Source organism: Agromyces marinus, assembly GCF_021442325.1.
Classification (GTDB): Bacteria; Actinomycetota; Actinomycetes; order Actinomycetales; family Microbacteriaceae; genus Agromyces; species Agromyces marinus.
Genome location: NZ_CP087879.1, coordinates 3,140,858 through 3,163,898 on the forward strand (window position 1 = coordinate 3,140,858; position 23,041 = coordinate 3,163,898).

Consider the following 23,041-nt stretch of genomic DNA (forward strand, 5'->3'; position numbering starts at 1 on the left):
CGGGCACGCGGCATCCGTCGATGCCGACGGCACCCCTGTGGAGAAGCCGGGGGCTCGACGGGTGCTGTCTAGACTTGGCCGGGTGAGCAGCACCGTGCGACGCGAGGGTCGCCTGTCGCCGGCCGCGATCGCGGGGTGGTCGGGCCTGACCGTGCTGCTGATCGGTGCGTTCCTCGCCGCGCTGGGCGGCCTGAACCAGAGCCTGTACGGTGCGCCCGCGTTCGTCGAGCGCTACCTCGAGGCGGTCGCGAACGACGACATCCTCACCGCGATGACCACGCCCGGCGTCGAACTCGACGAGGGCCATCTCGCGGCGGCCGGGCTCCCGGAGGACACGTCGAGGGCGATGCTGCGGGCGGGTGTCGTCGAGTCCGGCCCGGAGGACGTGCGGGTGATCTCCGACGTGGCCCACCCCGACGGGTCCCACACCGTGACCGTGAGCTACCGACTCGACACCTCGATCGCCCAGACCGCGTTCGAGGTGAACCCCATCGAGCCGCTCTACGGGGTGCTCCACCGGTGGGAGTTCGCGACCAGTCCGCTGGCCGTCGTCCACGTCACCGCGGCGCACAACCCGCTGTTCACGGTGGGCGCCCTCACCCTCGACACGCGCGCCACGAAGTCGGGCGACGAACTCGCGGCGTTCACGCAGACCGCGCCGTACCTCGCGGTCGCACCCGCCGCGTACGAGTTCGGCTACACGTCGACCCTGCTCGAGGCCGTGCCCTCGCAGGTGCTCGCCGAGCCGGGCGCGGTCGTCGAGGCCACCGTCGACGCGCTGCCCACGGCGGCGTTCGTCGAGCGCGTGCAGACGAACGTCGACGAGTACCTCGAAGACCAGTGCGCATCGCAGCCGGTGCTCCAGCCGGCCGGGTGCCCGTTCGGCGTCACGATCGACGACCGCGTCGTGGGCGAGCCCGTGTGGACCATCGCGGAGTCGCCCGAGGTCACCCTCGTTCCGGGCGACTCCGCGTTCGAGATGCCGCCCACCCCGGGGGTGGCGCACATCTCGGTCGAGATCCAGTCCCTGTTCGACGGCACGTACTCGACGCTCGAGCAGGACGAGGGATTCATGCTCGCGCTCGACGCCACCGTGCGCCCCGACGGTTCGATCTCGATCCAGCTGCGCTGAGCGCGCCCGCCGGTCCACCTCGCGTCGGAATCCGGTTCCGGCCACGGAACCCGCACCTGATGGGGTTCCCACGCCAGAAGGGGATTCCAGCGCGGCGGGCTCAGCGCGCGCCGTCGCGATCGGCGAGCGCCGCGAGCCGGGCGTTGTAGGCCTCGAGCTCGGCCTCCCCCGTTCGGTCGGCGTGCCGGTCGCGCCGCCTGCTCTCCTTCGCATCCGACCGCGACCACTGCACCGCGACCGCGATCGCCAGTGCGACGGTCGGGATCTCGCCGATCGACCAGGCGATGCCGCCGCCGACCTGCTGGTCGGCGAGCGCGTCGATGCCCCACCCCATCGCGCCGTACCAGTCGGCGAGCATGAGGCCCGTGCCCACCATGATCGCCAGGCCGAAGAACGCGTGGAAGGCCATCGTGCCGAGCAGGAGCAGCAGCCGGAACGGATACGGGAGCCGGTACGGCACCGGGTCGATGCCGATCAGCGACTGCACGAACAGGTACCCCGTGATCAGGAAGTGCACGACCATCCACTGGTGGCCGATGACGTGGTCCTCCATCGACCAGCGGAACAGCCCGGAGTAGTAGAACACCCAGAGCGAACCGGCGAACAGCACGGCCGCGACGATCGGGTTGGCGATGACGCCGGCGAACCGGGAGTGGACGGCGAGCAGGATCCACTCGCGCCCGCCGCGGCTGCCGTCCTTGCGGGGGTGGATGGCCCGGGCTGCGAGGGTCACGGGCGCACCCGGGACGAGCAGCACTGGCACCGCCATGGTGAGCATCATGTGCCCGAGCATGTGCGCCGAGAACAGGTACTGCTCGTAGACCGCGACTCCGCCGCTCGTGACCCACGCGAGCAGCACGAGGCCTGCGACCCACAGCACGGTGCGGTAGATCGGCCAGCGGTCGCCGCGTCGCCGGAGCCGGACGGCTCCGGCGACGTAGAAGAAGATGCCGAACCCGCACGCGAGCAGCCACAGCAGGTCGGGACGCCACTCGGTGAGGTAGCTCCAGCCGTCCGGCCACGGCGGCAGGGGCTCGCCGGTGAGGATCTCGGCCGGGGTCCGGGCCAGCCCGCCGGACGTGTCCTCGGTCACGGGCGTGGCGGTCCGGGCGAGCGCCGCGGCGACACCCGACGCGAGACCCATGAACGCGAGCTCGACGACGACGAGGAGCCAGAACGTGCGGGTAGCCGACTGCGTGCCCGTCGCGCCCGGGCGGGCGGTGAGCTTCGCCATCCGCCCGATCATGAAGCGCCGTTGCACGGCGCCGAAGAGTCCGAGCGCGATGAGCGCGGCGACCTTCAAGACCACGAGCACCCCGTACGGGGAGACCAGCTGGTCGAGGGTGCCGATGCGCAGCGCGGCGCTCGCGTACCCCGAGATCGCGACGACGACGAACGCGATGAGCGCCACCGTCGAGTACCGGCCGAGGACGACGACCAGGCGGTCGCCGCCGAGCGCGGGCTTCAGCAGGACGATCGTGATGAGTCCGCCGAGCCATGCGGCGGCGAGCGCGAGGTGCAGCCCGAGCGCGACGACGGCCTCGGTGTGGCCGGACGACCCGGCGGCATGGCCCTGCTGCGCCATCGGCAGGAGTGCCACGAGGGCCAGCGCGGTCACGAAGACGAGCGCGGTGTGGTTGCGGACCGCGAACGCGAGGACGGTCACGGCTGCCGCGATGAGCGTCGTCGCGAGCCACGCCTGCCCGAGTTCGATGGCGGTGACGAACTGGCCGAGCTGCTGGCCGAACCGGTCGGTGAAGGAGAACTCCGCACCCGTGACCAGCGAGAAGGTGAGCACCGTGGTCGCGGCGCTCGCGACGGCCATGACGGCGGCGGATGCCGCGGCCACGTCGAGTGCGAGCCCGAACTCGCGCCGCTTCGGGCTGAGCGCCCACACGGCGAGCACGAGGGCGCCGATCATGCCCGCGGCGCCGAGGTTCACGAAGAGCTTCGCGACGGGCACGCCCCAGCGCGCGACCGGGCCCGGATCCTGGATCGGGTACGGGTCCGCTCCCCCGCCGTACGCGAGTCCGACGGTGGTCGCGATGAGGGCCACGGCGACGAGAGCGGCGGGGCCGAACACGCGGGCGGAACGAGTCACCGTACGAGCCTAGGCGAGTCCGCTGGGCTGTGGGCACGACGAAGGGGCGCACCGGATGGACCGGGCGCCCCTTCGGGAGTCTCGGGTGCGTCGTGCGACGCCGCCGACTACTTCGCGGCGGCCTTGAGCTTCGAGCCCGCGGTGACCTTGACCGAGTTGCCGGCGGCGATCTGGATGGTCTCGCCGGTCTGCGGGTTGCGGCCCGTGCGGGCGGCGCGGTGCGTGCGCTCGACGGCGAGCCAGCCCGGGATCGACACCTTGGTGCCCGAGCCGACGGACTCGGCGAGGGTGTCGAAGAAGCCGTTGAGCACGGCGTCGACGGACGTCTGGCTCTGGCCCGTCGCCGCAGCGATCTTGGCAACGAGCTCCGACTTGTTGAGCGACTTGTCAGCCATGGAATGTCCTCCTCGGACGTTCGCTGTTGGTACAGCTGTCGTGTGGAAACACGGGTATCGATCGTGACGATCTCCCCCGTGGCCGTTCAGGCCGCCTCGAATGTAGCAGAATCCCGCGGAATCACGCGGATTTCCGGGCTTTCTCCGGCGGTTCGCGGTCCCGAACGCACGACGCGGCACCCGCCCCTGCCCCGATCGGGGCGAGAAGCGGATGCCGCGTGCCGGGCGTTCGGACTAGCCGATCACCTGGATGTTCGCTGCCTGAAGACCCTTCGGGCCGCGTTCGGTCTCGAACTCGACCTTCTGGTTCTCCTCCAGGGAGCGGTAGCCACCGCCCTGGATGGCGCTGAAGTGCGCGAAGACGTCGGCGCTGCCGTCGTCCGGAGCGATGAAGCCGAAGCCCTTTTCCGAGTTGAACCACTTGACGGTTCCGGTTGCCATGCTGTGTTTTCCTTCTGTGTTCGTGCCACCGCCCGATTCGGCGGTGGCTGCGCGGCCGTATGGCCGTGCGGGTCCGGGCGCGTACTCCACGCCCGGCGTCTGTGGTCGACGTGCTTACATCATCGCCGACGGAGCTGCCCAGCGATAGGGCAGTCGAATGGATCGCGTGCGGCGAGGCCGACGCGATTGAGGTAGCGGACGACGATGGCGTAGGACTGCGCCATCGTGGCCTCGGTGTACGGAACGCCCGCCGTCCGGCAGTGCTCGCGGACGATCTCGCGCGCCCGCGCGAGGTGCGGCCGCGGCATCGACGGGAACAGGTGGTGCTCGACCTGGTGGTTGAGGCCGCCGTAGAGGGCGGTCGCCCACCACCCGCCGGTGATGTTGCGCGAGGTGAGGACCTGCTTCGAGAGGAAGTCGAGCTTCGCATCGGCCGGGACGATCGGCATGCCCTTGTGGTTGGGCGCGAACGAGGCGCCCATGTAGACGCCGAACACCGCGAGCTGCACGCCGAGGAAGGCGAACGCCATGCCGAGCGGGAGGACCCAGAAGACGGCGGTGAGCACGATCGCGAACCTGAGCGCGATCGAGCCGAGCTCGATCCAGCGCCCGCGGATGGGACGGCGCTCGAAGAGCGATCCGACCGACCGGACGTGGAGGTTCACGCCCTCGAGCGTGAGCAGCGGGAAGAAGAGCCAGCCCTGGCGGCGAGTGATGAACGCCATCACGCCCCGCTGCCGGGCGGCATCCGCCTCGACGAACGAGATCGTGTCGAACTCGATGTCGGGATCCTTGCCGAGCCGGTTCGGGTTGGCGTGGTGGCGGGTGTGCTTGGTCATCCACCACGCGTAGCTGATGCCGACGATGTTGGCGAGCAGGCGCCCGACGCGGTCGTTCGCCGGCCCGGAGGCGAAGACCGCGCGATGCGAGGCCTCGTGCGCGATGAAGGCGAACTGGGTGAGGATGATCCCGAAGGCGGCCGCGATGAGCAGCTGGTACCACGAGTCGCCGAGCAGGATGAATCCGGTGATGGCCCCGGCGAGCGCGAGGGTGAGCCCGATGATCAGGACGAGGTAGAAGACGGGGGTCCGGTTGAGCAGTCCCGTCTCGCGGATGACGCGCGCGACCGCGGTGTAGCTGCCGGTGACGTCGGTGCGGTCGCTTCGGGGCTTCGTCGCCCGGTATCCGCTGTTCGGTGGTACCTGGGAGAGGGTATGTGAGGTGATGCGGTGCTTTCCAGCCGGTCGTCGACTTCCCAGCCGGGTCACGCGGGCGAACGCCCACTGCAGATTGCTGAACAGTACACCATCGTCATGGACGAAGACTGTGTACCGGACGAGCGAAGGGGCGCCCCGCGATGCGGGACGCCCCTTCGAAGCGGGTGAACGCCTACCAGCTCGACTTGGTGATGCCGGGCAGCTCGCCGCGGTGCGCCATGTCACGGAAGCGGACGCGCGAGACGCCGAACTTCGTGAGCACGCCACGGGGGCGGCCGTCGATGGCGTCGCGCGAGCGCACGCGCACCGGCGAGGCGTTGCGGGGCAGCTTCTGCAGGCCGACGCGGGCGGCCTCACGGGCATCGTCGGTCGCGTTCGGGTCGACGAGGGTCTTCTTCAGCTCGGCGCGCTTCGCGGCGTAGCGGTCGACGACCACCTTGCGCTGCTCGTTGCGCGCGATCTTGCTCTTCTTGGCCATGTCTTAGCGCTCCTCTCGGAAGTCGACGTGCTTGCGCACCACGGGGTCGTACTTCTTGAGCACGAGACGGTCGGGGTTGTTGCGACGGTTCTTGCGGGTCACGTAGGTGTACCCGGTGCCGGCCGTCGAACGGAGCTTGATGATCGGACGGATGTCCTGCTGCTTCGCCATTAGAGCTTCACCCCACGAGCCTGGATGTCCTTGATGACGGCCTCGATGCCACGGGCGTCGATCACCTTGATGCCCTTGGCGGACACGTTCAGGGTGACCTTACGGCGAAGCGACGGCACGTAGTAGGTCTTCTTCTGCACGTTCGGGTCGAAGCGGCGCTTCGTCCGGCGGTGCGAGTGCGAGATGTTGTGTCCGAAGCCGGGGACGGCTCCGGTCACCTGGCACACTGCTGCCATTGGTCTTTCCTCCAATACCGAGGGGCCGGACGGCCCCTCCCAAGGTCTCTTGTCTGCAGGCGGATCCCCTCCGCGCGAGCGGGAGATACAGGGGATTCGTCCACGGTCCGGGCGGTGGAAGCGCCCAGCCAAACGTCGATCTTACCAGACCGGCCGGTGGCGGCCGAAATCAGGCGGATGCCGCGACACGCGCGGCACGCGGCATCCGCTCGCTCAGCCCTTCGGGATCGTGCGGCGCGACAGCAGCGCCGCGACCAGGAAGCAGACCCCGCCGAGGAGCGTGCCGAGGTTCGCCCAGAGCAGGTTCACGTACGTGCCCGTGTCGGGCAGCACGTACGCCCCGATCGCCGAGAGGCCGAAGAGCACCGAGCCGACCATGTTCAGCCAGGTGCCGTGCCAGGTGCGCGCATCCGTGTCCCAGAGCTCGCCCCGCTCGTGGGTCGCGGCCATGGCCAGCGCGCTCGAGACCAGGAACGCGATCGAGCCGAACGCGTCCGGGCGCCAGCCGACGCCCATCCGGGTCGGTTCGGCGATCGCGCCGAGCAGCGCGACCAGTGTGCTCCAGTTGAAGAAGAGGGTGCCGGCGAACTGGACGGCCGACGCCCACCAGTCGTTGCGGTCCGCGCGCGAGACGCCGCGCCGCGGCAGGTGGCGGCCGCTGAGGCCCAACTGGATCAACGCGGCGAGCGTGAAGAAGATCGAACCGACGAAGAACGTGACGCCGACCCCGACGGGGCCCGCCCACTCCGCGTAGTTCGGGACCGCGCCGACGATGAAGCAGAGGGAGCCGGCGATGAATCCCCACGCCTCGCGGCGCAGGCGTCGCACCGTCGGCACCTCCCGGCGGGTGGTCTCGACCACGTCGCCTCCCTGCTCAGTGGTGGAAGGTCTTGACGAGGCCCTCGTGCGGCATCGGACCGTCGAGGCCGTCGAGGAACTCGGTCTCCTCGCGGATGTCGCGCAGCAGGTCCTCGGCCAGGTCGCGGCTCAGCCCGTTCCGGCACACGATGCGCATGACGGTCTGCTCGGACTGGTCGCCGGAGAGCGGATAGGCCGGGACGAGCCAGCCCTTGATCCGGAGCCGCTCGGAGAGGTGGTACAGCGTCCACTTGTCGGTGTGGCCGGGCCTCAAGCGCCAGGCGAAGACCGGGATGTCGCGGCCGTCGGTGAGGAGCTCGTACGCGTCGAGCGCGGCGATCTCGCCGGAGAGGAACACCGCGACGTCCTGCGACGCCTGCTGGATCGCGCGGTACCCCTCGCGGCCGAGCCGAAGAAACCGGTAGTACTGCAGCAGCACCTGCGCACCGGGTCGCGAGAAGTTGATCGCGAACGTCGGCATCGACCCCCCGAGGTAGCTCACCCGGAACACGAGGTCCTCGGGCAGCGCGGCGGTGTTCCGCCACACCACCCAACCGACGCCCGGGTAGACGAGCCCGTACTTGTGGCCCGACGTGTTGATCGACTGCACCCGCTCGACGCGGAAGTCCCACTCGAGATCGGGCTGCAGGAACGGCGCGACCATCGCGCCCGAGGCGCCGTCGACGTGGATCGGGATGTCGAGGCCGGTCGCAGCCTGGATCTCGTCGAGCTTCGCGGCGACCTTCGTCACGGGCTCGTACGAGCCCGTGTAGGTGACGCCCATGATCACGACGACGCCGATCGTGTTCTCGTCGACCACGTCCTCGAGCCCGGTGCCGTCCATGAGCGGGTGCTCGTCGCTCGTGTCGATGAACCGCATCTCGATGTCGAAGAAGTTGCAGAACTTCTCCCAGCACACCTGCACGGCGCTCGACATGATCAGGTTCGGCGTCTCGGTCGACTTCCCCGCCGCACGACGCGCGTGCTGCCAGCGCCGCTTCAGGGCGAGCCCGCCGAGCATGCACGCCTCGGACGAGCCGATGGTCGACGTGCCGATCGCGTCATCCGGGTCCGGCGCGTTCCAGAGATCGGCGAGGATCCGCCAGCAGTACTCCTCGATCGCCGCAGTCGCCGGGTACTCGTCCTTGTCGATCATGTTCTTGTCGAACGCGTCGTGGTACAGCCGATCGCCGTGCTCGTCCATCCACGTCGTCACGAACGTCGCCAGGTTCAGGCGCGCGTTGCCGTCGAGCATCGACTCGTCGTGGATGATGCGGTACGCCGTCTCGGGCAGCATCTCGCCGTCCGGGATCCGCGTGTACCTCGCGGTGGTCGCCTCGCCGGCCCGCGTGAACGTCGGCTCGAGCTCGTCGTCGTGATGCATGGTCCCCCTCCAGCCCTCGCGCCCGAACCTAGCGCCGACGCGGCCCGGCCGCGTCACCCGTTCTGGGTGAGATGGTGGAGACGACGGATGCCGCGGGCCCGAGGGCACCGCGGCATCCGCTCTTCGCTGCCGGGACGGGCCGTCGGGCCCGACCGAGCGCGAATCAGGAGGTCAGCGAGTCGACGTACTCCTGGTTGTCGGCGATCCACTGCTCCACGATGGGGCCGTAGTCGTCGCTGTCGTTCTCGTTGAACATGACGTTCTCGAGCGAGTAGAGCAGCTCGCTGTCCATCTTGAAGCCCTTGAGCCAGCCGGAGAGCGTCGGGAAGTTCTCCTCGAAGCTCTTGCCGCCGAAGGAGTGGATGCCCTCGGCGTCGCCGAGCATGTTCTCGGGGTCCTCGAGGTCCTTGATCGGGAACGCGTCGTACGCCCAGTGCGGGCGCCACAGCGTCACGGCGATGTTCTCGCCGCCGTCGGTCGCTGCGGTCAGCTCGGCCAGCATCGCCGGGGTCGACGAGGTGAGGTACTCCATGCCCTCGAGCCCGTAGGTCGGGATGACGCTCTCGGTGGTGACCCGGTTCAGGCCCGAGCCGGGCTCGATGCCGATGAGGCGGTTCTCGAACGCGTCGGCGTTCGCGGCGAGGTCGGCGAGCGAGTCGACCGGGGCGTCCTCGTTCACGGCGATGGTGAGCTTGGCGTCCTCGTTCCAGGCGCCGAGGTCGACGAGGTCGTCGCCGTACTCGTCGATGTAGTCCTGGTGGGTGATGGGCAGCCAGGTGTCGAGGACCACGTCGTAGTCGTCGGTCGAGAGACCCGAGTAGACGGGCGCGACGTCGGCGTACTCGAGCTCGACGTCGTAGCCTTCGCCCTCGAGCACGGCCTTCCAGAGCTCGCTCGCAGCGATGCCCTCGTCCCAGCCGTTGAACACGGCGATGGTGACGTCCTTGCGGTCGCCGTTCTCGAGCGTCTCGGCGTCGCCGCCGGAGGTCGAGCAGCCCGACAGCACGAGTGCCGCGGCGCCTCCGAGGGCGAGAGTGGAGATCAGGTGACGCTTGGTCATTGCAGGGTGTTCCTTTCCTCCCGTGTGCTGTGGCACGGGTGTTGGGGATGTTCCGCGCGGGGGTTGCGCGGGTCCGGGGGCGGCGGATGCCGCGTCCCGGGCATGCCGGGCATCGCCGTGCCGCAGGGCGGTCGTGCGATGACCGGATGGTCTGGTTACTTCGAGCCGACTGGCGCCGTGGCTGCCGAGTGCTTCACGGGCAGGCCCGTGCCGCCGGTCTCGGCGAGATCGGTCGTCTTCGAGGCATCCGTCGCCTTCGCGGGCTCCGAGCCCCGCCGGAACAGGCGGCGCCGGCCCGTGCCGAGCGCCCCGGTGATCCGGTCGAGCACGATCGCGAGGATCACGACCGACAGGCCCGCCTCGAAGCCGAGGCCCACGTCGATGCGCGTGAGCGACTGCACGACCTGGCCGCCGAGGCCGCCCGCGCCGACCATGCCGGCGATGACGACCATCGACAGCGAGAGCATGATGACCTGGTTGACACCGGCCATGATGCTCGGCATCGCGAGCGGAAGCTGGATCTGGCGGAGGATCCGCGCGGGCGACGAGCCGAACGCCTGGCCGGCCTCGACGACCTCGCGGTCGACGCCGCGGATGCCGAGCTCGGTCAGCCGCACGCCCGGAGCCATCGCGAACACGATGGTCGCGACGATGCCGGGAACGACGCCGACGCGGAACAGGATGAGTGCGGGGATCAGGTAGACGAAGGCGGGCATCGTCTGCATGAAGTCGAGGATGGGGCGGATGACGCGGCTTGCGAGGTCGTTGCGTGCCGCGAGGATGCCGAGCGGGATGGCGATCGCGACCGCGATCGCACTCGAGACGAGCACCAGCGCGAGGCTGTCCATCGCGTTGTCCCACTGGTCGACGCCCACGATCACCAGGAGGCCCAGCGCCGTGCCGATCGCGAGCTTCCAGCCCTTCGCGAGCCACGCGATGGCCGCGATCACGGCGATCACCGCCCAGAACGGCGGTGCGGAGAGCACGAAGTCGACGGCGCCGTAGAACCCGGCGAAGATGGCGCGGATGACGGCGAAGAGGCCGTCGAGCGCATCGGTCAGGACGTCGATCGCCGACTCGACGATCGTGCCCAGGGGCAGGCGGAAGTCGTTCATGCGCGGCTCCCCTCGTCGGCGGCGGAGACGGGTTCGGGTTCGGACCCGCCCGGCTCGGTGTTGCGGAGGGTCTCCGTGATGACGTCGACCGGCACGGTCGCCGGCGGGTCGACCGCGGGGAACTCGCCGGTCGTCGCGACGTTGCCGAGCGCGGCGAGCAGCGTCACCCGCGGCACGACGCCGAGCAGGCGCCGCTCGTCGTCGACCACGGCGAGCGGAAGCTCCTGCTCGACCGAGCTCTCGAAGAGCTCCGAGAGGTACACGTCGGGGCCAACGGTCGCGATGTCGTCGCGGACCGCGTCGTCGAGCCTGCGCGCTCCGCGCTGCACGAGACGCAGGACCTCGCGGTCGTGCGCCACGCCCAGCAGGCGACGACCGGGCGCGACGACGAAGACCGTCGAGGTCTGCTGGTCGCGCATGATGCGCAGCGCCGCACGGGGTCCGGCCGACGACGACACGATCGCGCGCGGCGACTCCATGACGTTGCCCGCCGTGAGCACGCGGGCCCGGTCGACGTCCTGGACGAACTGGGCGACGTAGTCGTCGGCCGGGTCCGTGAGGATCTCCTCGGCCGTCCCGAGCTGCACGATGCGGCCGTCCCGCATGACCGCGATGCGGTCGCCGAGGAACATCGCCTCGTTCAGGTCGTGCGTGATGAAGACGATGGTCTTGCCGAGCTCCTGCTGGAGCTCGACGAGCTGCTCCTGCATCTCGCGGCGGATGAGCGGGTCGAGCGCCGAGAAGGCCTCGTCCATGAGCAGGATGTCGGTGTCCGCCGCGAGTGCGCGGGCGAGCCCGACGCGCTGCTGCATGCCGCCCGAGAGCTCGGAGGGCCGCTTGTCGCCCCACCCGCCGAGGCCGACGCGCTGGAGGACGCGCTCGGCGCGCTCGCGACGCTCCTCGGCAGGGACGCCCTGGATCTCCAGGCCGTACGCCGCGTTGTCGAGCACGCTCCGGTGCGGCAGCAGTGCGAAGTGCTGGAAGACCATCGACACGTGGTCGCGGCGGATGGCGCGGAGGCGCTTCGGCGACACGCCCGTGATGCGCTCCCCCATGACCGTGACCGACCCCGAGGTGGGCTCGAGCAGGCCGTTGAGCATGCGGATGAGGGTCGACTTGCCGGAGCCCGACAGGCCCATGACGACGAAGATCTCGCCCCGGCGGACGTCGAACTCGGCGTCGACGACCGCGGCGGTGCCGAGGTGGGCGACATCGGCGCGCGAGGCGCCGGAGCGGAGCTTCTGCAGCGCCTCGGCGGGGCGCTTGCCGAAGAAGCGGGTGAGCGAGCGGACCTCGATCGCGGGTGCTGCGCGGCGGGCGGTCTCCGCGGCACGCTCGGCGACGGGGTCGAGTTCGGGTTCGGGTTCGGTTGTGGTCTCGGGGTCGATTGCGGGCGATTCGAGCATGTGGTTGGGGGAACTCCGAGGCGCGCTCGGACGCCGGCCCGGGTGCTGTGCGGCCGGCAGGCAGGAGCGTGCTCGTGGTCACGGCCGGGTTCTCGCGATCCGGGAGACGGGCTCGAGCCGCGGTGCGTGCTGTGCCACCGGGGCGAACACCGAATCCAGCGCGCCCGGCCATCCGGGCCGGACACCACGCGGAGAACCGTACGACCCCGTTCGGAATCACGGGACGAGCCGTGGCGACCGGGGGCGCGGACTAGGTGGTCTGGTCCGAAGCGGACCGTCCTCCACCGTATCGGCGCCCCGGACAGGGCACAAATCGCCTGCACTGAATTCGCACTGATCAGGGGTTTCAGCGCGCTTGATCGGTCGTCAGCACCAGGATGGGCGCCCGCCGCCCAGGCGTGCGAGCGTTTCGCCCGTCGCGATGTCGACCAGCGCGGTCGTCTCGGGTCCGCCCGTCGACGATGCCGCGGTGACGGCGGCGGTACGCCCGTTCGGCGACGGGCACACGTCCGTGACATCCGTTCCCGGCTCGGATGCGAACAGCACGCGCGAACCGCTTCCGTCCACGTACGCCACGACCCGGGTGGGCCGGTCGGCATCGACCAGCAGGACGTCGACGAGGTGCGCGCCGTCGGCGTCGAGCGGGACGAGCCTGCCCGGGATCGCGCCGTCGGGCAGCGCGGCCGACGGCACGTCGACCCGGCGAGCCGCCCCGGTGGCCAGGTCCAGCACGGTCGTGCCATCCGGGTCGGCCACCACCGCGGCCGAACGCCCGGGGAGCACGCCCCGCAGTTCGGCGTGCACGCCGAGGTGCGTGAACCCACCCGACCCGGCGTCCACGATGCCGACGCCGCCGTCGCGCAGGTGGACCACGAGCGACGCGCCGCCCGGCACCCACAGGGCATCGACCACGTCGAGCGGGTCCCCTGCCGCGTCGGTCACGTCGACGGGAGCCGACGCCGCCGCCCCCGCCAGCTTCAGGACCCTGAGCCGGCCCGGCGCGTTCGCCCCGCGTTCGGCGGACTCGATCCACGCGACCGTGGCCGACGTCGGCGAACCCGTCAGGCGACGCACCGTCGCCGCGCCGTGCAACGGCAGCCGTGCGGGTTCGTCCTGACCTGGTGCCGCGAACGCCAACGTCAGGGCGCCCGCAGCGTCGGCCTCGAGCGCGACGACCACCTCGGCCGCGAGCGCCACGCGCTGGATCCGCTCGGCACGGTGCACGGCCTCGGGCGATGTCGCCGAGGCCGTCGTCCGCTTGACCAGGTCGGGACCGGTCGGATCGCGTTCGAGCAGCAGCAGGCCCAGAGCTGGGGTCTCGAAGTCCGCATCGGCCCTCGAGCTCGCTCCGGTGGATGCCGCGACCTCCACCTCGACCCGGTAGCGGGCGCCGTCCGCCAGCGGTTCCGCGAACCGCACCTCCACGATCCGGTCCGCCACGTCGACCTCGACCGGTGCGAGCGGCTCGGTCCGGATCTCGTCGACCGAATCGACCGGACGATCGAACCGGAACCGGACCATCGCTCCCGCCGCGGCCGACGCCTGGTCGACGGCCAGCACGGTGTCGAGCACGCGCGGTCCCCGTGCCGTTCCGGCGACCGTCGCCGCGGCACCGACCGTCGCGAGCACGCAGAGCAGCGCGGCCGCCGTCAGTCGGAACGAACGGCGGGCGCGTCGGCCGTTCCCCGGGCGATCGCGCGCCTGCTCGTGCCCGCGCTCGTGCCCGTGCTCAGCGGACATACGGGTCCTCGGGTGCCGGGATCGGCTCGACCGAGGTCGCCTCGATCACCGGGGCCCGGCCCGGCTCCGCGCGTGCGCCGAAGACGCCCGCGACGCTGACCCACTCCCCCTCGGCCAGCCTCGAACGCCAACCGGACAGCGACACCTCCACGCCGACCGGTTGCGCGTCGATCGCGCAGTGCGTGATCGCGAACCGGGTCAACACGAACCCGTCCTCGCCCAGTTCGTCCGACGGCATCGCGAAGCCGATGAGCGCCTCGGGCGGCGCCAGCGCGCCCGGATCCGCGCCCGACGCGACGACCGAGGCCCAGTCGCGCACGGTGAACTCCGACGAGTCCGCACCGACCGCGTCGGCGGGGTCGCCTGCGAGCAGGGCGGGAGCGACATCCGTCACCCGGTCTGCGGCGAGCGCCGGCGAGAGCGCGGCCGGCGGGAGGACGAGCATGCCCACCGCGAGCACTCCGACCGCGGCGAGGCTCGACGCGGCCCTGCGTCCCGAACCGGGCTCGCGTGCGGCGGCCCCCCGCCCGCGTCGCTCGTCGGTCGCGCAGGCGACCGCCACGAGCACTCCCCCGAGCACGGCCATCACCACGGCGAACGGCACGTGAGCCGGGTGGACGTACAGGGTCATCCGCCCGGTCGCCGCCAACCACACGATCGAGACCACCCCGATCGCGACGAGTGCGACGCCGCCCCATCGGGCCGCGAACTCACGCAAGCGCGTTCACCCCCGCTCCGAGTGCGAAGCACGCGGCGGCGACGACCGCGGTGACCAGTGCGAGCGTGCGGGCCGTGAAGGTCGTGCGCATGAGGGCGAGCATCTTCACGTCGATCATCGGGCCGAAGACCAGGAAGGCCACGATGCCGCCGGGCAGGAACGCGCCGGCGAACGGGAGGATGAAGAACGCGTCGACGTTCGAGCAGATCGAGACGACGAAGGCGAGCGCCATGAGCACGAGCACCGACAGCAGCGCGTTCTGCCCGAGGTCGACCAGCACGCCGCGCGGCACGGCGACCTGGATCGCGCCGGCGATCGCGCAGCCGACGACGAGGGCGGGCATGACGGCCCCGGACTCCTCGCGGAACATCCGCCCGGCGCGCGTGAGTCGCGAGGCGGGCGCCCCGTGATCGTGCCCCGCGGCACCGTGGTCGTGGCCGGTGGCCCCGTGGTCGTGCCCGGTGGCCCCGTGGTCGTGGCCGGATGCCGCGACCCGCTCGGGCACGAGCATCCGCCGCGGATCGGGGTGCCTCGCGAGCAGCCATCCGACGAGGTTCGCGATCGCGAACCCGCCGATGATGCGCCAGAGCAGGATCCCGTCCTCCCACCCGAACACCTGCCACGTCACGACGATGGTCACCGGGTTCAGGATCGGGGCGGCGAGGAGGAAGGTCATCGCCTCGGGCACCGAGAGGCCGCGCATGAGCAGGCCGCGCGTCATGGGCACGTTGCCGCACTCGCAGACCGGCAGCACGACCCCGAGCAGCGACAGGATCGCCCGCCGCACCGCGGGCCGACGCGGCAGGCGCGCGAGGATCCGCTCGGTGGGCAGGTACACGCGCACCGCGATGGCCAGCGCGATGCCGAGGATCACGAACGGGATGCTCTCCAGCAGCACGCTCAGCGCGAGGGTGATCCCGTCCTGCAGGCCGCCCTCGGGGAGCGCAGCGGACTCGGGTGCCAGCACGCGCACCGTGACCAGCGCACCGAGGAGCGCCATCGCGGCGAGCAGGCCCGGCGCGACGGCCCGGGCTGGGGTGGGTCGCGCCTGCGGGCCGTCGCCGCGTGCGGGTGCGATGGTCACCGGCGCGTGCTCATCCGCCGAGGCGTGCGCTGCACTCGGCGCAGAAGCCGAACACGTCGACCACGTGCGCCGCACGCGTGAATCCGTGCTCGGCCGCCTGGCGCCCGGCCCACTCCTCGACCTCGTCCGCGCCGATCTCGACGGTGAGCCCGCACGAGCGGCAGATCAGGTGGTGGTGGTGACCGGTGCTGCACGCCCGGTAGAGCGACTCGCCCTCCGGCGACTGCAGCGAGTCGGCGTCGCCGCTCGCGGCGAGGTCGCCGAGGGCGCGGTACACGGTCGCGAGGCCGATGGGCGATCCCCCAGCGTGCAGCGCGGAGTGCAGCGCCTGCGCGCTGATGAATCCGTCGGTGCCGTCGAGCGCCTCGCGCACCGCCTCGCGCTGCCAGGTGTTCCGTTTCATGCGATCCGTGCGTCCTCTGCGGTCTCCACCGGTATGGGGGCTCGCCTCGAGGGTAGCCGCCGCAACTGGGAACCGAGGAGCGCGATGAGCAGGAAGCCGGTCGCCGCGAGCGCGATCGCCGGGCCCGCCGCGACGGCGGCCGCCCGGGAGACGAGCACCCCGATGACGCCAGAGGCCGCGCCGATCACCGGCGCGGCGAGCAGCACGCCGCGGTAGGTGGGCACGACCGCCTTCGCCGCTGCCGCCGGCGCGGCGATGAGCGCGATGGCGAGGATCGCCCCGACCGCGGGCAGCGAGCTGACGACGGATGCCGCCGTGAGGCCGAGCACGAGCACCTCGACGGGCCATTCGCGGAAGCCGGCGGCGCGGAACCCCGCGGGGTCGAAGGTCGAGAACACGATGCGGGGCCCGAAGGCGACCACGAGGGCGACGGATGCCACGAGCACGACAGCCGCGAGTGCGATGTCCTGTTCGGTGACGGTCAGGATCGAGCCGACGAGGATCGACTCGGGGTGCACGGGGAGCCCGGGGATCACCGCCTGCAGGATCGCCCCGGCGGCGAAGCCGCCCGTGAGCACGATCCCGGCCGCGACCTGGGCGCCCTGCCTGCGGACGCGGGCGATGGCCGCCATGACGGCGACGATGACGACGGATGCCACGGCCGCGCCGAGCGGCACGCTGAACCCGAGTGCCGCGGCGAGGACCGCGCCCGGGTAGGTGGCGTGCGTGAGCGCCTGCGCGAAGAACGTCCGCCGACGCAGGACGACGAGCGCGCCGACGAAGCCGGACCCGGCGCCGATCACGACGGCGGCGAGCAGGGCACGTTCGAAGTAGCCCATCAGTGCGCCCCCGCCTTCGCCGTCGCCGCGACGCGGTCGCGGATGAGGCGCGCCGCGAGCATGACGGCGTAGATCCCGACGAACACGGCCACGACCGTCGCCCCGGCGGGCACGTCGACGCCTGCGCCGACCGAGATGCCGAACCCGACCGCGAGGCCGAGCCAGGCGCTCACGGCACCGACGAGCGCGGCGACGGGGAACAGCAGCCAGAGCCGATGCGTCGCGAGCCGCGCTGCGGCGCCCGGGACGATGAGCAGGGCCAGCACGAGCAGCGTGCCGACCGTGCTCGCGCCGGCGACGACGACCAGCGCGATGGCGCAGTTGAGCACGAGGTCGAGCACGATGCCGCGGTCGCCCGCGGCGCGGCTGCCGCCCGGGTCGAACGCTCGGAACACCTGCTGCTTGAGCGTGAGGGCCACGGCCGCCGCGGCCACCAGCGACACGATCACGAGCGGCACGACGTCGCCCGGTGCGATGGTCAGGACCCGGCCGAACAGCAGCGCCTCGAGCTCGCCCGCGTAGTCGTCGCTGCGCGAGACGACGATCACGCCGACGCTGAAGGTCGCGGTGAGCACGACCGCGACGGCCGCGTCGGAGGTCACCCCGACGCGCACGAAGAGCGTGAGGAGCACGGCGCCGATGAGCGCGGCGATCGCGGCGCCCGGCACGAGGCCCGCGGTGCCGCCGACCGCGAGGCCGATCGCGAGTCCGGGGAAGACCGCGTGGGTCAGGCCGTCGCTGACGAACTCGAGTCCGCGCAGGTTCACGAGGACGCCGACGATTCCGGCGACGATCGAGAGCACGAGCAGGACGAGCAGCGCACGGCCCATGAACGGCAGTGCGAAGGCGCCGAAGAGCATGTCGCCGACGCTCATCGCACTCGTCCGTGCCGCGCGCATGCCGTGGGCGGCATCAATGCCCCTCGTGGTCGGGCACGACGAGCGTGTGCTCGTCGATCTCGACGCCGACGCCCTCGAAGCACTCCTGGACGTGCTCGAGCGTGAGCATCTCTTCGACGGGACCGCAGCCGACCTGCCGGCCGTTGAGCAGCAGGACCGTGTCGCAGACCTCGCGCGCCAGCTCGAGGTCGTGCGTCGAGACGATGATCGCGACGCCGCGGGCCTTGAGCTGCCGGACGGTCTCGAGCAGTGCGTCGCGGTTGGTCTGGTCGAGCCCGTTGAACGGCTCGTCGAGCAGCAGGAACGCGGGCTCGGAGGCGAGCGCGCGCGCCAGCAGTCCGCGCTGCCGCTGGCCGCCGGAGAGGTCTCCGAACGGAGTGCGCGCCCGGTCGGCGAGGCCAACGGTGCCGAGTGCGCCGCGCACGACCTGCCGGTCGTGCCGGCCGGGCCAGCGGAGCAGGCCGAGTCGGCGGTACCTGCCCTGCATGACGACCTGCTCCAGGCTGATCGGGAAGTCGGGGTCGATCTCCGCGGTCTGCGGCAGGAACCCGATCATGCCGTCAGCGGCATCCGTATCGCCGCCGATGCGCATCTCCCCATCGACGAGGGGCACGAGCCCGAGGATGCCGCGCAGCAGGGTCGACTTGCCGGCTCCGTTCGGCCCGATGAGCGCGACCGCCTCGCCGGGCGCGACCTCGAGTCGCACGCCCGAGATGCCGGCGCCGCCCGGGTGGCGGAACGCGGCATCCGCGAGGGCGAGCACGGCGGTCATGCCGTCATCCTTGCAGCACGGCCGGGAGCTCGGAAGGCTCGACGCCCCACGACTGCAGGATCAGGCGCGTGTTGTGGATCTGGCTGCCGAGGTAGGTCTCGCCGTCGGTGCCCGGGCGACCGAGCGAGTCGCCGTAGAGCGCTTCGTCGCCCGCGTACACCTCGACGCCGGCCTCGGCGGCGATGGTCTCGGCGGTCTTGGACGAGATCGACGCCTCCGAGAAGACCGCGTGCACGCCCGTCTCCCGGATCCGCTCGACGAGTTCGTCGATCTCGGCGGCGCTCGGCTCGGCGTTGTCGTCGAAGCTCGGGATCACGCTTCCGACGAAGGTGATGTCGTACGCGTGGAGGAAGTAGGTGTACGCGTCGTGGTTGGTCACGAGCAGGCGCTCGTCGACGGGGACCTGCTCGACGTTGGCGGCGATCCACTCGTCGAGCGCGTCGAGCTCGGCGACGTAGTCGGCGGTGTTCGCGTCGACGGCTGCCGCGTCGAGACCGGGGACGTCCGCGAGCCCCGCGGCGATGTTCAGGGCCATGCGCTCGGCCAGCGCCGGGTCGGTCCAGATGTGGGGGTTCCCGCCGGAGTGGTCGTGCTCCTCGTCGTGGTCGTGAGCGTGGTCGTCGTGAGCGTGGTCGTCGTGGTCGGACTCCCCCGCCTCCCCGGCTCCGTCTGTGCCGTGGTCGTGATCGTGGTCGTGATCGTGGTGCTCGGCGTCGGTGGCCTCCAGCTCGATCCCGGTGCTCGCGTCCACGAGCACGCCGTCGAACCCGGACGCGGCGACGGCGTCGTCGAGCCACTCCTCGAGTCCGGCGCCGTTCACGACGAGCGCGTCGGCGGACCCCAGCGCGAGCAGTTGCGCGGCCGACGGGTCGAACGCGTGCGCGCTCTGGCCCGGTGCGAGCAGGCCGGTCACCTCGGCGCCGTCCCCCACGATCCGCCCGGCGAAGTCGGCGACCTGGGTCGTCGTCGCGACGATCTGCACGCCGTCGCCGCCGGCGCCGTCGCCGGGGGCGGCGCATCCGGCGAGCAGGGCGATGGACGACACGGAGAGAGCGAGCGCGGGGATCGTGGCGCGACGGGTCGGAGTGCGGGGCATGTCCACGAGCGTACGTTTTATTGATAATGATTGTCAACACCATCTAGGAGACGCCGCGGCGAGACGGACGTCGCTCGCGGAAACAGGGCTATCGCTCGTCGGTCGTCCGTGCGAGAGTGTCAGCCGTGGAAACCGCCACGAGCCCGATAACCCTGCACCCGTTCACCCTCGCCGACGCCGAGCGACTGCTCGGCGGAGACGTCGACCCTCTCGACGGCTGGGAGGGCGGATACTCGTTCACCGATGAGCCCGAACTGCTCGCCGAGTACATCCGCGCCGTTCGCGAGGACGGCGACCCGGCCCCCTTCGGCCCCTATCTCGTGCGCCGGGTCGACGACGACGCCCGCGAAGGCGCCGCCATCGGGGGAGTGAACCTGTTCGGCCCGCCCGACGAGCGGGGTGCCGTCGAGTTCGCCTTCGGCCTCGTCCCCGCCGCCCGCGGCGAGGGGCTCGCACGCCACGTCGTCGAGGCTGCCCTCGACGTACTCCGCGACGCCGGCGTCTCGACCGCCCGAGCGGAATGCGAGATCGCGAACCTCCCGGCCCGCCGAACGCTCGAGCAGGCCGGGCTCGTCGAGGTCGCGCGCGTCGACGGCTCGGTCCTGCTCGAAGCGCGGCTCTAGGCCTCATCGGCGCGGTGAGCCCGACCTGTCGGCGACCACCGCGCTGTACGGTGAACGTGTGCCTCCGCGCCGCAGGTTCCCCGCCACGCGATCGGCTGCGGCCGCCGCGCGATATGCGAAGCGACGCAAGCGGCGGCTGGCCGCCGTGGACAACGACCTCACCGACGAGCAGTGGACCGCGCTCCGCGAAGCCTGGGCCGGCTGTGCCTACTGCCGGGCCGCAGACGTCCCCCTGCAACGCGACTGCATCCAGCCGGTCTCCCGGGGTGGCCGCTACACCTTCGAGAACGTGGTTCCCGCCTGCGCGTCATGCAACGCCAGCAAGCACAACGGCGAGGTCACGACCTGGATGCGACGCAGGAAGCTCGACGAACGCGCGTTCCTCAGCCGCCACGCATCGATCCTCGCCGCACTGCGACCGCGCCCGAAGGCCGAGGAGGCCTAGTCGAGCAGCAGCGCCGGCTCCTCGATGATCGCCGCGACATCGGCGAGGAAGCGGCTCGCGACGTCGCCGTCGACCACGCGGTGGTCGAACGACCCGCCGATGGTCGTCACGTAGCGCGGGCGCACCTCGCCGTCGACGACCCACGGCTTCTGCTTGATCGTGCCGAGCGCGACGATGGCGACCTCACCGGTGTTCAGGATCGGCGTTCCCGTGTCCATGCCGAACACGCCGATGTTCGTGATGGTGATCGTGCCGCCCTGCATCTCGGCGGGCTGGGTGCGTCCCTCGCGCGCGGTGAGCGTCAACTGCTCGAGTGCCGAGGCGAGTTCGACCATCGACATCGCCTGGGCGTCCTTGACGTTCGGCACGATGAGCCCCCTCGGCGTCGCGGCCGCGACCCCGAGGTTCACGTAGTGCTTGACGATGATCTCGTCGTCGGTCCACTGCGCGTTGGCGGTGGGGTTGCGCCGTGCCGCCCAGATCATCGCCTTCGCCATGATCAGCAGCGGCGACACCTTCACCCCCGCGAAGTCGGGGCTGCTCTTCAGCCGCTTGACGAACTCCATCGTGCGGGTCGCGTCGACGTCGACGAAGACCGATACATGCGGCGCGGAGAATGCGCTTCGCACCATGGTCTGCGCGATCGCCTTCCGCACGCCCTTGACCGGGATCCTCGTCTCTCGATCGGCCGGGAGCTCGGGCGTCTGGATGTTCCGGAACACGCTCGCCTGGCTCGCCTCGCGGATCACGTCGTCGCGCGTGACCTCGCCGAGCGGGCCGGTGGGGGAGACCCGGGACAGGTCGACGCCCAGGTCCTTCGCGAGCTTGCGGATCGGCGGCTTCGCGAGGACGGGCGTCGACTGGGCGGCCGACGCCGGTGCCGCAGCGGCGGCCGACGCGGGCTGCGGGGGAGAGAGGTGCTGGTGCGCGCCACCCTGCCCGGGGTGGCGGCGGCGGCTTCGCGCCGGGCCGCTGCTGCCGTGCCCGACGAGCACTGCGCCCCCGGTCTCCTCCTCGGCAGCAGGCGCCTCGGCCACTGCCGGCGCCTCGGCGGGCGCGGGCGCGGGTGCCGCCTCGGGTGAAGACATGCCGGTAGCGGCATCCGTCTGGATCACCAGGATCGGAGTCCCGACGTCGACCGTCCGGCCCTCCTCGACGAGCAGCTCGCTCACGACGCCCTCGTAGGCGCTCGGAAGCTCCACGAGCGACTTGGCCGTCTCGATCTCGACGAACACCTGGTCGAGGGCCACGCGATCGCCGGGTGCGACGCGCCACTGCACGATCTCGGCTTCGGTGAGGCCCTCGCCCACGTCGGGCAGCGGGAACCGGATCTCGCTCATCGTGCTCCTCGGAATCGGTTGGTGACGGGTGTCGTCGGGGCGCCGCCCCGACAGGTCAGTAGGACAGCGAGCGGTCGACGGCCTCGAGCACGCGGTCCGCGCTCGGCAGGTACTCGCCCTCGAGCGCCGCGGGCGGGAACGGGGTGTCGAACGCCGACACGCGAAGCACGGGCGCCTCGAGCGAGTAGAAGGCGCGCTCGGCCACCGTGGCGGCGACCTCCGAGCCAACGCTGACGAAGCCGTACGCCTCCTGCGCCACGACCAGCCGTCCCGTGCGCTGCACCGAGTCGACGATCGGATCGAAGTCGATAGGCGAGATGGAACGCAGGTCGATGACCTCGAGGCTGCGCCCCTCCTCGGCCGCGATGTCGGCGGCCTGGAGCAGCGTCGCCACCATCGCGCCATGCCCGACCAGGGTGACGTCGTCACCGCGACGCATCACGCGGGTCGAGTGCAACGGCAGGCCCGAGTGGTCGAGATCGACCGGGCCCTTGGGCCAGTACCGGCTCTTCGGCTCGAAGAACAGCACGGGATCGTTCGAGGCGATCGCCTCCTGGATCATCCAGTACGCATCGTGCGGCGACGACGGGCTCACGACCCGCAGGCCCGGCGTGTGCGCGAAATACGCCTCGGGGCTCTCCTGGTGGTGCTCGATCGACCCGATGTGCCCGCCGTACGGCACGCGGATCACGACCGGCATGGGCATCGTGCCGCGGTGGCGCAGGTTGATGCGGGCCAGCTGGGTCGTGATCTGGTCGAACGCCGGGAAGATGAAGCCGTCGAACTGGATCTCGAGCACAGGGCGGTACCCGCGCATCGCCAGGCCGATGGCCGTGCCGACGATGCCGGACTCCGCGAGCGGCGAATCGAGCACGCGCCGGTCGCCGAACTCGCCGAGCAGGCCCTCGGTGACCCGGAACACGCCGCCGAGCGCGCCGATGTCCTCGCCCATGAGCAGGACCTTCGGGTCGTTGCGCAGCGCTTCGCGCAGACCGGCGTTGATCGCCTTGGCCATCGACATCGTGTGCACGCCGCGGAGCTCGGCGTCCGCGACCGCGTCATCCGCCACCCGGGCGGCCGTCGGTGCC

The 23,041-nt window shown here is 71.3% G+C and carries 25 protein-coding genes; 3 read left to right on the forward strand and 22 right to left on the reverse strand.

What is annotated here, in order from left to right; translation table 11 throughout:
* The first annotated feature begins 82 nt into the window (after positions 1 to 82).
* On the forward strand, positions 83 to 1,132 hold the full coding sequence (locus tag DSM26151_RS14815; RefSeq protein ID WP_234660288.1) for a hypothetical protein: 1,050 nt from the start codon (positions 83 to 85) through the stop codon (positions 1,130 to 1,132).
* Positions 1,133 to 1,232: 100 nt separating this feature from the next.
* On the opposite strand, the gene DSM26151_RS14820 is transcribed toward DSM26151_RS14815, so the two are convergent.
* From DSM26151_RS14820 to DSM26151_RS14915, 20 genes are all read right to left on the reverse strand, one after another.
* Positions 1,233 to 3,233, reverse strand: a complete 2,001-nt coding sequence (locus DSM26151_RS14820) for a cytochrome c oxidase assembly protein (RefSeq protein WP_234660289.1) — start codon at positions 3,231 to 3,233, stop codon at positions 1,233 to 1,235.
* A 107-nt stretch (positions 3,234 to 3,340) separates the two neighbouring features.
* A complete protein-coding gene (locus tag DSM26151_RS14825; RefSeq protein ID WP_234660290.1) occupies positions 3,341 to 3,628 on the reverse strand; it encodes an HU family DNA-binding protein in 288 nt (95 codons plus the stop codon).
* Positions 3,629 to 3,862: 234 nt separating this feature from the next.
* On the reverse strand, positions 3,863 to 4,069 hold the full coding sequence (locus DSM26151_RS14830) for a cold-shock protein (RefSeq protein WP_234660291.1): 207 nt from the start codon (positions 4,067 to 4,069) through the stop codon (positions 3,863 to 3,865).
* 119 nt (positions 4,070 to 4,188) lie between these two features.
* Entirely contained in the window at positions 4,189 to 5,295 is a 1,107-nt protein-coding gene (locus DSM26151_RS14835) for a fatty acid desaturase family protein (RefSeq protein ID WP_407651045.1), read from the reverse strand.
* Between the two features lie 163 nt (positions 5,296 to 5,458).
* Positions 5,459 to 5,764: a 30S ribosomal protein S14 gene (rpsN, locus tag DSM26151_RS14840; RefSeq protein WP_234660293.1), complete on the reverse strand. Its 306-nt coding sequence runs from the start codon at positions 5,762 to 5,764 to the stop codon at positions 5,459 to 5,461.
* Positions 5,765 to 5,767: 3 nt separating this feature from the next.
* Positions 5,768 to 5,935 carry a 50S ribosomal protein L33 gene (rpmG, locus tag DSM26151_RS14845; RefSeq protein ID WP_021760158.1) on the reverse strand — a complete coding sequence of 56 codons (168 nt, stop codon included), beginning with the start codon at positions 5,933 to 5,935 and terminating at the stop codon, positions 5,768 to 5,770.
* Positions 5,935 to 6,171 (reverse strand): 50S ribosomal protein L28, encoded by a 237-nt coding sequence (gene rpmB / locus DSM26151_RS14850; RefSeq protein ID WP_234660294.1) that lies wholly within the window; start codon positions 6,169 to 6,171, stop codon positions 5,935 to 5,937. Before rpmB ends, rpmG begins: the two co-directional genes overlap by 1 nt.
* A gap of 213 nt (positions 6,172 to 6,384) precedes the next feature.
* Complete coding sequence (locus tag DSM26151_RS14855; RefSeq protein ID WP_234660295.1) at positions 6,385 to 7,032, reverse strand: YrhK family protein; 648 nt, start codon at positions 7,030 to 7,032, stop codon at positions 6,385 to 6,387.
* Between the two features lie 13 nt (positions 7,033 to 7,045).
* Complete coding sequence (locus DSM26151_RS14860) at positions 7,046 to 8,413, reverse strand: glutamate decarboxylase (RefSeq protein ID WP_234660296.1); 1,368 nt, start codon at positions 8,411 to 8,413, stop codon at positions 7,046 to 7,048.
* A gap of 163 nt (positions 8,414 to 8,576) precedes the next feature.
* Entirely contained in the window at positions 8,577 to 9,473 is an 897-nt protein-coding gene (locus DSM26151_RS14865; protein ID WP_234660297.1) for a glycine betaine ABC transporter substrate-binding protein, read from the reverse strand.
* 155 nt (positions 9,474 to 9,628) lie between these two features.
* The gene (locus DSM26151_RS14870; RefSeq protein ID WP_234660298.1) at positions 9,629 to 10,588 is read right to left on the reverse strand and encodes an ABC transporter permease; all 960 of its coding nucleotides are present in this window, start codon (positions 10,586 to 10,588) and stop codon (positions 9,629 to 9,631) included.
* Complete coding sequence (locus DSM26151_RS14875) at positions 10,585 to 11,994, reverse strand: quaternary amine ABC transporter ATP-binding protein (RefSeq protein WP_234660299.1); 1,410 nt, start codon at positions 11,992 to 11,994, stop codon at positions 10,585 to 10,587. The genes DSM26151_RS14870 and DSM26151_RS14875 overlap by 4 nt, the downstream gene beginning before the upstream one ends.
* 366 nt (positions 11,995 to 12,360) lie before the next feature.
* Positions 12,361 to 13,734 (reverse strand): WD40 repeat domain-containing protein, encoded by a 1,374-nt coding sequence (locus tag DSM26151_RS14880; protein ID WP_234660300.1) that lies wholly within the window; start codon positions 13,732 to 13,734, stop codon positions 12,361 to 12,363.
* Complete coding sequence (locus tag DSM26151_RS14885; RefSeq protein WP_234660301.1) at positions 13,724 to 14,452, reverse strand: TIGR03943 family putative permease subunit; 729 nt, start codon at positions 14,450 to 14,452, stop codon at positions 13,724 to 13,726. Before DSM26151_RS14885 ends, DSM26151_RS14880 begins: the two co-directional genes overlap by 11 nt.
* Complete coding sequence (locus DSM26151_RS14890) at positions 14,445 to 15,536, reverse strand: permease (protein ID WP_234660302.1); 1,092 nt, start codon at positions 15,534 to 15,536, stop codon at positions 14,445 to 14,447. Before DSM26151_RS14890 ends, DSM26151_RS14885 begins: the two co-directional genes overlap by 8 nt.
* A 10-nt stretch (positions 15,537 to 15,546) precedes the next feature.
* Complete coding sequence (locus DSM26151_RS14895) at positions 15,547 to 15,939, reverse strand: Fur family transcriptional regulator (protein ID WP_234660303.1); 393 nt, start codon at positions 15,937 to 15,939, stop codon at positions 15,547 to 15,549.
* Entirely contained in the window at positions 15,936 to 16,778 is an 843-nt protein-coding gene (locus DSM26151_RS14900) for a metal ABC transporter permease (RefSeq protein WP_234660304.1), read from the reverse strand. Before DSM26151_RS14900 ends, DSM26151_RS14895 begins: the two co-directional genes overlap by 4 nt.
* Positions 16,778 to 17,653, reverse strand: a complete 876-nt coding sequence (locus tag DSM26151_RS14905; protein WP_234660305.1) for a metal ABC transporter permease — start codon at positions 17,651 to 17,653, stop codon at positions 16,778 to 16,780. The genes DSM26151_RS14900 and DSM26151_RS14905 overlap by 1 nt, the downstream gene beginning before the upstream one ends.
* Positions 17,654 to 17,690: 37 nt before the next feature.
* Positions 17,691 to 18,449 (reverse strand): metal ABC transporter ATP-binding protein, encoded by a 759-nt coding sequence (locus DSM26151_RS14910; RefSeq protein ID WP_234660306.1) that lies wholly within the window; start codon positions 18,447 to 18,449, stop codon positions 17,691 to 17,693.
* 4 nt (positions 18,450 to 18,453) lie between these two features.
* Positions 18,454 to 19,545: a metal ABC transporter substrate-binding protein gene (locus tag DSM26151_RS14915; RefSeq protein WP_234660307.1), complete on the reverse strand. Its 1,092-nt coding sequence runs from the start codon at positions 19,543 to 19,545 to the stop codon at positions 18,454 to 18,456.
* 125 nt (positions 19,546 to 19,670) lie between these two features.
* Here DSM26151_RS14915 and DSM26151_RS14920 point away from each other — a divergent pair, with 125 nt between their 5' ends.
* Positions 19,671 to 20,168 carry a GNAT family N-acetyltransferase gene (locus DSM26151_RS14920; RefSeq protein ID WP_234660308.1) on the forward strand — a complete coding sequence of 166 codons (498 nt, stop codon included), beginning with the start codon at positions 19,671 to 19,673 and terminating at the stop codon, positions 20,166 to 20,168.
* A 145-nt stretch (positions 20,169 to 20,313) separates the two neighbouring features.
* Positions 20,314 to 20,613, forward strand: a complete 300-nt coding sequence (locus tag DSM26151_RS14925) for an HNH endonuclease (RefSeq protein ID WP_326491025.1) — start codon at positions 20,314 to 20,316, stop codon at positions 20,611 to 20,613.
* On the opposite strand, the gene DSM26151_RS14930 is transcribed toward DSM26151_RS14925, so the two are convergent.
* Together DSM26151_RS14930 and DSM26151_RS14935 are read right to left on the reverse strand one after the other, a co-directional pair.
* Entirely contained in the window at positions 20,610 to 21,953 is a 1,344-nt protein-coding gene (locus DSM26151_RS14930) for a dihydrolipoamide acetyltransferase family protein (RefSeq protein ID WP_234660310.1), read from the reverse strand. The two genes, DSM26151_RS14925 and DSM26151_RS14930, sit on opposite strands and share 4 nt — an antisense overlap.
* A gap of 55 nt (positions 21,954 to 22,008) precedes the next feature.
* On the reverse strand, positions 22,009 to 22,974 hold the full coding sequence (locus DSM26151_RS14935; protein ID WP_234661911.1) for an alpha-ketoacid dehydrogenase subunit beta: 966 nt from the start codon (positions 22,972 to 22,974) through the stop codon (positions 22,009 to 22,011).
* Positions 22,975 to 23,041: the final 67 nt, after the last annotated feature.

Bases quoted from the DNA above. Each gene is read 5' to 3' on its own strand.
- DSM26151_RS14830 (WP_234660291.1), bottom strand. From the start codon at position 4,069: ATGGCAACCGGAACCGTCAAGTGGTTCAACTCGGAAAAGGGCTTCGGC.
- DSM26151_RS14900 (WP_234660304.1), bottom strand. From the start codon at position 16,778: ATGGGCTACTTCGAACGTGCCCTGCTCGCCGCCGTCGTGATCGGCGCC.
- DSM26151_RS14930 (WP_234660310.1), bottom strand. From the start codon at position 21,953: ATGAGCGAGATCCGGTTCCCGCTGCCCGACGTGGGCGAGGGCCTCACC.
- rpsN (WP_234660293.1), bottom strand. From the start codon at position 5,764: ATGGCCAAGAAGAGCAAGATCGCGCGCAACGAGCAGCGCAAGGTGGTC.
- DSM26151_RS14910 (WP_234660306.1), bottom strand. From the start codon at position 18,449: ATGACCGCCGTGCTCGCCCTCGCGGATGCCGCGTTCCGCCACCCGGGC.
- DSM26151_RS14895 (WP_234660303.1), bottom strand. From the start codon at position 15,939: ATGAAACGGAACACCTGGCAGCGCGAGGCGGTGCGCGAGGCGCTCGAC.
- DSM26151_RS14905 (WP_234660305.1), bottom strand. From the start codon at position 17,653: ATGAGCGTCGGCGACATGCTCTTCGGCGCCTTCGCACTGCCGTTCATG.
- rpmG (WP_021760158.1), bottom strand. From the start codon at position 5,935: ATGGCGAAGCAGCAGGACATCCGTCCGATCATCAAGCTCCGTTCGACG.
- DSM26151_RS14880 (WP_234660300.1), bottom strand. From the start codon at position 13,734: ATGTCCGCTGAGCACGGGCACGAGCGCGGGCACGAGCAGGCGCGCGAT.
- DSM26151_RS14825 (WP_234660290.1), bottom strand. From the start codon at position 3,628: ATGGCTGACAAGTCGCTCAACAAGTCGGAGCTCGTTGCCAAGATCGCT.
- DSM26151_RS14870 (WP_234660298.1), bottom strand. From the start codon at position 10,588: ATGAACGACTTCCGCCTGCCCCTGGGCACGATCGTCGAGTCGGCGATC.
- DSM26151_RS14875 (WP_234660299.1), bottom strand. From the start codon at position 11,994: ATGCTCGAATCGCCCGCAATCGACCCCGAGACCACAACCGAACCCGAA.
- DSM26151_RS14915 (WP_234660307.1), bottom strand. From the start codon at position 19,545: ATGCCCCGCACTCCGACCCGTCGCGCCACGATCCCCGCGCTCGCTCTC.
- DSM26151_RS14860 (WP_234660296.1), bottom strand. From the start codon at position 8,413: ATGCATCACGACGACGAGCTCGAGCCGACGTTCACGCGGGCCGGCGAG.
- DSM26151_RS14935 (WP_234661911.1), bottom strand. From the start codon at position 22,974: ATGTCGATGGCCAAGGCGATCAACGCCGGTCTGCGCGAAGCGCTGCGC.
- DSM26151_RS14865 (WP_234660297.1), bottom strand. From the start codon at position 9,473: ATGACCAAGCGTCACCTGATCTCCACTCTCGCCCTCGGAGGCGCCGCG.
- rpmB (WP_234660294.1), bottom strand. From the start codon at position 6,171: ATGGCAGCAGTGTGCCAGGTGACCGGAGCCGTCCCCGGCTTCGGACAC.